Source organism: Novosphingobium mangrovisedimenti (genome assembly GCF_025153475.1).
Classification (GTDB): domain Bacteria; phylum Pseudomonadota; class Alphaproteobacteria; order Sphingomonadales; family Sphingomonadaceae; genus Novosphingobium; species Novosphingobium mangrovi_A.
This window is the reverse complement of sequence record NZ_JANZXA010000019.1, coordinates 35,474-43,214: the sequence shown is the minus strand read 5'-3', so window position 1 is coordinate 43,214 and position 7,741 is coordinate 35,474. Positions and strand designations below refer to the sequence as shown.

Below are 7,741 nucleotides of genomic sequence, written 5' to 3'. Positions count from 1 at the left end.
GAAGCACTGGCGCGGATCGTCTCAACCGGCAAACCGGCCGGGATCCTTTCGCGCGACGAACGCCTCGTCCAGCAGTTCCTCGATGGCGGTGCCCGCTTCATCGCCAACGGGATCGACAGCTTCACCTTGGCCAAGGGCGCGGGCGACGGACTCCGGGTCTGGCGTGAGCGTATCGCGGCACAGGGCGGCAACTGAGGCTATGGCAAAACCGGCTTGGCAGACGCCTCGTTCCAGTGACCCGGTCAAACCGCTTGATGGCGTCCGGGTGCTTGAATTAGCCCGCATCCTGGCTGGCCCATGGTGCGGACAGCTGCTGGCGGACCTTGGCGCCGAAGTGATCAAGATCGAACGGCCCCGTGTAGGAGACGATACGCGGCATTGGGGGCCGCCGTTCGTGACAGCGGAAGATGGCACCAATTTGGGAGCGGCCTATTTCCATTCGACCAATCGCGGCAAGCGGTCTTTCGCAATCGACATCGCCAGCGCGGAGGGCCAGGCCATCATTCGCGAACTGGCAAGCGGCGCAGACATCGTGATCGAGAACTACAAGGTCGGCGGGCTGTCGAAGTACGGGCTTGACCATGCCGCGCTTTCCGCACTGAACCCGCGCCTGATCACCTGCTCGATCACAGGGTTCGGACAAACCGGGCCTTACGCCCACCGCGCAGGCTACGATTTCATCGCCCAGGCCATGGGCGGCATGATGTCGATGACCGGCGAACCCGATCGCGAACCGCAGAAGGCGGGCATCGCCGTGGCCGATCTGTTCACGGGCATGTACAGCACGGTGGCGATCCTCGCTTCGCTCAACCGCCGGGACCGCACCGGCAGCGGCGCCCACATCGACATGGCACTGCTCGACACCCAGGTGACTGTCATGGCCAATCAGGCGATGAACTGGATGACATCGGGTAATGTGCCGCGCCGGTTCGGCAACGGTCACGCCAATCTGGCACCCTATCAAGCCTTCCCCACGCTTGACGGGCCCTTGGTGATTGCGGCCGGCAACGACGGCCAGTTCGCCAGCTTGTGCCGCGTTTTGCGGTGTTCACTGCATGAAGACCCACGCTTCGCCACAAATCCTGCCCGTCTCTCGAACCGGGCGGAACTGGTCACAACGGTCGAGGGGCGCACGGCCCAGTGGAACCGACAAGCGCTGTTCGACGCGCTTGAAGAGGTTGGCGTGCCAGCCGGACCGATCAACGAACTCGACGAAGTGTTCGCCGATCCGCAGGTCGTCGCCAGGGGCCTCGCCGCAATGGCCGGAGGGCGCAAAGGCGTCGCCAGCCCGATCGTGATCGACGGGGTGCGAATGGTTTCGAATCTGGCCGCGCCGGGAAGTCCCGAGCCGGTCGGAGACGAATAGGCGGCGCAGTCAGTTCGCAGCCTGAACCGGTATAGGTCCCCCGAACAATCGCCAGCCTTCGCTGAACAGTACAAGCACGATGGTCACGCTCGCCACCCCGAAGAACGAATAGGCCAGAGGCAGCGGGGAACCATTGTAGGCCTGCCCGATTAGTGCGCCCAGCCCCGCGCCAAGCACCAAACGGAAGAACGTCTGAACAGAGGCCGCGGCCCCGGCCACCTTGCCGAATGGCTGCAGGGAAATCGCGGTGAAATTGATGAAGACCGTGATCAGCAAGCACATGTTCGCGGATGTCAGAAGCACGAACTGAAGCAGGGTTTCGCCCGGTCGGGATGCCACATAGATCTGGCCGATCGACACAAGGAAATGGCACAGGATGGCGGCATGGCCGATCCCCCGGATGCCGAAACGGTGTACGATCGCAGAATTGGCAATGCTGGCCAGCATCATCGAGCCCGCCATCAAGCCAAAGATTACCGAATAGGCCCCGCCGGCCCCGAAATGTTCGCCGATCAATTGCTGCGAGCTGTTGATGAAGCCGAAGTGAGCGCCGAAAATCAGGGCCATGCCAATGACGTAACCGATCGACCGGCGGTTTGTCAGAACGAGGCGGATGTTGCCGAACAATTCACTGGCACCATGGGACTGCCGCCGGGAAAGCGGCAGCGTTTCTTCCATGCGGAAGAAATACCAAGCTGACACTCCCATCGACAGCACCCCGATGACGATGAAGACGGCACGCCAGCCGAGCGCTGTAAAGATCACATAACCCAAACTTGGGGCGAGGGTCGGGACTGCCATAAACAGCATCGCGACAAAGGCCTGCAGCTTGGCCATGTCTTCGCCCTGATAGCGGTCGCGAATGATCGCCAGAGGAAGGACGGTCAGGGCGGAAGAGGCACAGCCAAGCAGCGCGCGGGCCGCCAGCAGGACCGAAAAGTCAGCCACGAAAGCACAAAGCAGATTGATCAGGGCGAACAGACCCATGCAAACCAGCAGGACCGGCCTCCTCCCAAGCCGGTCGGAGATCGTCCCCGGGACGAGCGAAAACAGGCCGGAGCAGATCAGGAAGGTGCCGATGACCCATTGCCGCTGGTTTGAACCGCTTGCTCCCAGATCGGTTGCCATGGCACCCAAAGCCGGAAGCAACGTTGTAAACCCAAGTGACTGCAATGCCTGGATCATCGCCATCATGCCGATGAACTCCCGTTTGCCAATTGGTTCTTTATCGTTCAGCGACAACGTTTATACCTTGCGGATGGTCAAGCCTGGCATCGCACCCGCCATGAAGCCGGTCTACCAATATGGACGCGAGTCCATTTCTGTTGGGAAACCCAGAAGCTACCCTTGCCAGCCAATCGCACGGCTCGCTGCAAGGGCCGCTGAACGGATTTTTTCGATCTTCGGCTTCGAATAAAAATGCTTGTCCTGAACTCGCGAGAGGACGCTCATCGTTGCAACAAGCCTGTTCCCGGAATCAAGCACAGGTACACTCAAGGCAGAGAGACCAGGCACAACGGTACCCTGTGTGGTCGCGTATCCCAGCTCGCGCGCTTGGACTATCTGCCTTTCCAGTTCGTCGTCGGAAACCACCAGCCCGCTGGCGCGCTCTTGCTCGATGACGGGCTGGGTCAAAGTTCGTGAACAATGGGTCAAATACAGGATGCCAGTGGACGAAGCCTGCAATGGCAAAACAGAGCCGACGTGCAAACTGGTAAACAGGGGCAGACCGCCATCGATCCAGCGAATCACCGATGGCCCGTAATTACCCCAGACCGCCAGCAACCCTGTTGTTTGCAGGTCTTCCAGCACACTCGCCAGATTATCGCCCGCTATCCGTACCGGCTCCACCCGCGCCAGGGCGGCCATGCCAATACGAACTGAAAATGCACCTAGTGCATAGCGGCCATTCTGGACATTCTGCTCGACAACGCCTGTGTTGACAAAAGCCAGCAGGTAACGGTGTGCCTGGCTGCGTGACAGACCCGATTTCTCGGCAACTTCACGCAGATGTGCGCCATCCCTTGGGCAATCCATCAAGGCCCTGAGGACGCGAACACCAATTTCCACGGACTGGATAGCCTTGCGTGGCGAATCAGTCGCGCTCCAATCTTCGGCGGGCAAGCGCTCGGTAGCCTGATGTTCGATTTCATCACCTTTACCTGCAAGCTGGTTAGCCTTGCGTGCATTCATCGGTATTCCCATTACCAGCATTCCCCGGCCCGAAGTCCCCTTGCATGACGGGAAAAGAGTTGCATATTGTCCAACGAATAGTGTAGGCGGCAAAATTGTGCAAGAGCATGACCTGAGTCAATTACGACAAAGAGGCCAAGCGTCAACCCAACTAGGCGCTTCTAAACCAGTGAGAGGAAAGGAACCCGGGTAATGGCTGCAATCGCGTTTCCCAGATCGTCCGAAGAGCATTTCGAACAGCTGCGAAAGGCGCCCGTTCTCGCCCTGCCGACGGCTCTCCTGTTTGTCATTTCCATGGCAGGGATCGCAACGACCTGGTACCTGGCGCTGAACTCGATGCTTCCGCTTTGGGTCGGTGCGATCTCAAACGGCCTCGTGACATATCTGCTCTTCAGCGTGATCCACGACGCCTCGCACAAGTCGTTGTCTAGCGTTGGCTGGATCAACGATTCGATCGGCGCGATCGGCTTGTTCTTCCTCTTTCCCTATGCCCCGATGGTCCTGCTCCGCTGGGTCCACAACAAGCACCACACGCATACCAATGGACCCAAAGACCCCGACCGGTTCGAGCATGAATCGCCCTGGTGGCAGGTTCCATTCCGCTGGACCTTCTTCGATGGTGCCTACATCTGGTATTTCGTCAAATATGGTCAGAACGTGCGCAAGAAACATGGCACCGAACTGCTTGTCTTCTATTCGCTCCTCGCGCTGCTGTTCGTTGCGGCAATTTACTTCGGCTTCGGCTGGGAACTGTTCATGCTGTGGTTCGTGCCGTCGCGGATCACGCTGTTCATCATCGCCATCGTCTTCGTCATCCTGCCACATCATCCCGCGATCATCGCGCAAGACGAAGACCCTTACATGGCGACAACCATGCGGTTCGGCTGGGAATGGTTGCTCAACCCGCTACTGGTTTATCAGAACTACCACCTGATCCACCACCTCTGGCCGGAAATCCCGTTCTACCGGATGCACAAGGCCTATTACCTCAAGTACGATGAAATCAACGCCAACCGCATCCCGCGCCAGAAAGCCTTCGCCCTGAAGCCCGAGAACTATGACGACCACTTTGCGGTTCGCCGGGAACTCGACCAGGCGCAAGGCAAGGCCATGCATGCCTAACGAAATAACGGCCGGACCGTTCGGTATGGTCCGGCCGTACCTCCAGATCGGGGAACGCACTGATGGCCAAGCAACTTCACCTTGGCGCGTTCATGCGCCCGGTCAGCATCCACACCGGAGCCTGGCGGTATCCAGGTGCCTTACCCGACGCGAACTTCAGCCTGGCAGCGATCCAGCGCTTCATCCGCAGCCTTGAAGCTGCCAAGTTCGATTATTTCTTCATGGCTGATCACCTCGGCGTGCTCAACCTGCCACGCCAGGCGCTGATGCGCAGCCACACTGTGACCTCGTTCGAGCCATTCACGTTGCTTTCCGCACTGGCCGGGGTGACTGAGCGAATCGGCCTCGTCGCAACGGCCTCGACCACTTACGACGAGCCGTTCCATGTCGCGCGCCGCTTTGCCTCTCTCGATCACATCAGCGGCGGGCGGACCGGCTGGAACGTGGTGACCACTTCGAATCCGGACAGCAGCCGCAACTTCGGCCTGGAGACCCAGCCAGATCACGCCGCGCGCTATCACCGCGCCCGCGAGTTTCATGACGTTGTGACCGGGCTGTGGGACAGTTTCGCCGACGATGCCTTCGTTATGGACGCAGCAAAGGGCATCTATTTCGACCCCGCCCGGATGCATGCGCTGAACCACAAGGGCGAGCATTTCTCGGTCAGCGGGCCGCTTAACATCGCCCGTCCGGTTCAGGGCTGGCCGGTCATCTTCCAGGCCGGTGCCTCGGACCCGGGCCGCCAGCTGGCTGCCGAAACCGCCGAAGCCGTATTTGCTGCGGAATCGACGCTGGAAGGCAGCAAAGCCTATTACGACGACGTCAAAGGGCGGGCGGCGACGGTAGGACGCAATCCCGATCACATCAAGATCATGCCGGCCGTATTCCTGGTTGTTGGAGACACCGTCGAGGAAGCCCGCGCAAAGCGCGCGAAACTGGACAGCCTGGTCCACTACGACAGCGGCATCCATTCACTGTCCGGCATGCTGGGTCACGACGTATCGGGCTTCGATCCCGACGGCCCCCTGCCCGACATCCCCGAATCCAACGCCAGTAAAAGTTCGCGGCGGTTCATGATCGAATTGGCCAGAGCTGAGAACCTGACGATCCGCCAGCTCGCTGCGAAGGCCGGCAGCTATGGCGGTTTGGCCTTTGTCGGCACCGCCAAGACCATCGCCGACGAGATGCAGCATTGGCTTGAGCAAGCCGCTTGCGACGGTTTTACCACCATGTTCCCTTACCTGCCCGAAGGCCTGGAAGACTTTACCGGCAAGGTTGTACCCGAACTGCAGGCACGCGGCCTGTTCCGCACCGAATACGAAGGCGAAACGCTGCGCGACCATCTTGGCCTGCCGCGCCCGGACAACCGCTTCTTCGCCTGATGCGGTGAGCCGGTTTGTCATCATCGGCGCCGGGGCAATCGGCAGTTTCCTGAGCACGCGGTTGCACAACGCCGGGCATGAAGTTCTGCTGATCGCCCGAGGAGCGCGGCTCGAGGCCTTGCGAAACACGGGCGTGCTGCTGTCCGAAGGCGGGGCCGAGCGGCAAGTGCGTGTGCCGGTGTCCGCAGCATGCGATCCCGCAACGCCGCCGGATCATGCCATCCTGGCAACCAAAACGTTTCAGATCGAATCCGCGCTTGCCCTGCTCGAACCACTGCGCGGAAGCCGCTTCACGCTGCTGACGGTGCAGAATGGGGTCGAAGCACCCGGCATCGCCCAGGCCGCCCTGCCCCGCGCTGTCGTGCTTGGCGCACGCATGCACGGCTTCTTCGAGCTGGAAGACGGGATCGTGCGCCACACCGGCGTCCCCGCCACGCTGCTGGCCGGCCCGGTCGCCGATCGCGCAACCGACCCGGCTCCCGGACAGGCCTCGGCAATCCTTGCGGGCGACCTTATTGCCGCTGGGGTCCCCACCACTCTGACAGGCGACATGCGCCCAGCGTTGTGGGACAAGTTCCTGATGGCCGCGACGATCGGCGCGGTGGCCCCGGCGTTCGGCCTGAAGGTCGGTCAGGTGCTAGGCCATCCCCAGGCCAGCTCGCTTTTGCGCGAGGCCATGGCCGAGGTCGAACGGATCGCAGCGGCGTTGGGCATCGAATTGCCGCCCGATTGCATATACGAGAAGCTGGACTTCATCGGCCGCTTTCCACCCGACGTCACCAGTTCGCTGCAGCGCGATCTCGAAGCGGGCAGACCGTCGGAATTCGTCCACCTCAGTGGGGCCATACCCCGCTTCGCGCGACAGGCCGACCTGCCCTGCCCGGCCACAGACGAAATCCTCGCGCGGCTGCGCGCCCGCGGGCTTCAACCTGATTGATCAGACGATATCCCGCTCCATCGCGCGCCTGGCAAACCATGCACCCGCCATGATCACAGCATGCGCGGCCAAGGTCGTCAAGCCGACCCACAAGGCTTCTCCGCTCCAAACGACGCTATAGATGTCCCAGGCGGAGCCGACGAGTTCGGTCAGCACGATCACCGGAACCAGCGCCCAGTAGCGCAACGGATCGCGCGCGCCCCACAACGCCACAAGGCCGATTGCCGCCAGTTGGATGCCAACGATCAACCAGGCATCAAGCAGCAGGCCGAAAGACGGCGTCCCCTGCCCCAGCGCAATACCGGGGTAGATCAGCCGCAGGGCCCCCGCATAGACCGGCGGCCAGAGCAGCACGAGATTGCAGAGATACCAGATCCCCACGGCAATCAGGTAAGTGCGCAGAACCTTCATGGCGGCCTCCTCAGGCGATCGCGAAGATATCCGATGTGGCGCAGGCGATGCGCGCATCCTTGTGCGGCGCATAGTCTGGATCGTTCATGAAGGCGTCGATCGCCTCCATCGAAGGAAACCGGATCACCACGACATAGTCAGGTGCGGCTCCCTCGCCCTCATAACGGACGAACTCGTGCGAACGGCAGACCATTTCCCCGCCGTGGCGTCCGACCAGCGCCGGAACTGCGGCCATATAGCCTGCCACCCAGGTTTCGTCGTGCGATTTGATCGATCCGATGAAATAGGCAGCCATCACTCCGTTTCCTTTGGTCAGCGCCGGGACCGCTA

General features: G+C 61.1%; 8 protein-coding genes and 1 pseudogene. 5 read left to right on the top strand and 4 right to left on the bottom strand.

The features are described from left to right. Together NZK81_RS19635 and NZK81_RS19630 are read left to right on the top strand one after the other, a co-directional pair. Positions 1 to 195, top strand: a pseudogene (locus NZK81_RS19635) (2-dehydro-3-deoxyglucarate aldolase); the annotation flags it as partial. 4 nt (positions 196 to 199) lie between these two features. Next, entirely contained in the window at positions 200 to 1,366 is a 1,167-nt protein-coding gene (locus NZK81_RS19630; RefSeq protein WP_260047772.1) for a CaiB/BaiF CoA transferase family protein, read from the top strand. A gap of 9 nt (positions 1,367 to 1,375) precedes the next feature. Here NZK81_RS19630 and NZK81_RS19625 read toward each other — a convergent pair whose 3' ends face one another. Both NZK81_RS19625 and NZK81_RS19620 read right to left on the bottom strand, forming a co-directional pair. Beyond that, on the bottom strand, positions 1,376 to 2,608 hold the full coding sequence (locus tag NZK81_RS19625; RefSeq protein ID WP_260047771.1) for a multidrug effflux MFS transporter: 1,233 nt from the start codon (positions 2,606 to 2,608) through the stop codon (positions 1,376 to 1,378). A 99-nt stretch (positions 2,609 to 2,707) separates the two neighbouring features. Further along, positions 2,708 to 3,559 (bottom strand): IclR family transcriptional regulator, encoded by an 852-nt coding sequence (locus NZK81_RS19620; RefSeq protein WP_260047770.1) that lies wholly within the window; start codon positions 3,557 to 3,559, stop codon positions 2,708 to 2,710. A 192-nt stretch (positions 3,560 to 3,751) separates the two neighbouring features. Here NZK81_RS19620 and NZK81_RS19615 point away from each other — a divergent pair, with 192 nt between their 5' ends. The 3 genes from NZK81_RS19615 to NZK81_RS19605 all read left to right on the top strand — a co-directional run bounded on the left by NZK81_RS19615 (position 3,752) and on the right by NZK81_RS19605 (position 7,000). Then, entirely contained in the window at positions 3,752 to 4,681 is a 930-nt protein-coding gene (locus tag NZK81_RS19615; RefSeq protein ID WP_260047769.1) for a fatty acid desaturase, read from the top strand. Between the two features lie 62 nt (positions 4,682 to 4,743). Next, on the top strand, positions 4,744 to 6,063 hold the full coding sequence (locus NZK81_RS19610) for an LLM class flavin-dependent oxidoreductase (protein WP_061939696.1): 1,320 nt from the start codon (positions 4,744 to 4,746) through the stop codon (positions 6,061 to 6,063). 4 nt (positions 6,064 to 6,067) lie between these two features. Continuing rightward, positions 6,068 to 7,000, top strand: a complete 933-nt coding sequence (locus tag NZK81_RS19605) for a 2-dehydropantoate 2-reductase (protein ID WP_188822611.1) — start codon at positions 6,068 to 6,070, stop codon at positions 6,998 to 7,000. Here the strand turns inward: NZK81_RS19605 and NZK81_RS19600 are convergent, their stop codons facing one another. Next, on the bottom strand, positions 7,001 to 7,411 hold the full coding sequence (locus tag NZK81_RS19600) for a BphX family protein (protein ID WP_008828093.1): 411 nt from the start codon (positions 7,409 to 7,411) through the stop codon (positions 7,001 to 7,003). It abuts the gene before it with no gap. Positions 7,412 to 7,421: 10 nt separating this feature from the next. Further along, positions 7,422 to 7,706 carry a DUF1330 domain-containing protein gene (locus NZK81_RS19595; protein WP_008828092.1) on the bottom strand — a complete coding sequence of 95 codons (285 nt, stop codon included), beginning with the start codon at positions 7,704 to 7,706 and terminating at the stop codon, positions 7,422 to 7,424. Positions 7,707 to 7,741 lie beyond the last annotated feature (35 nt).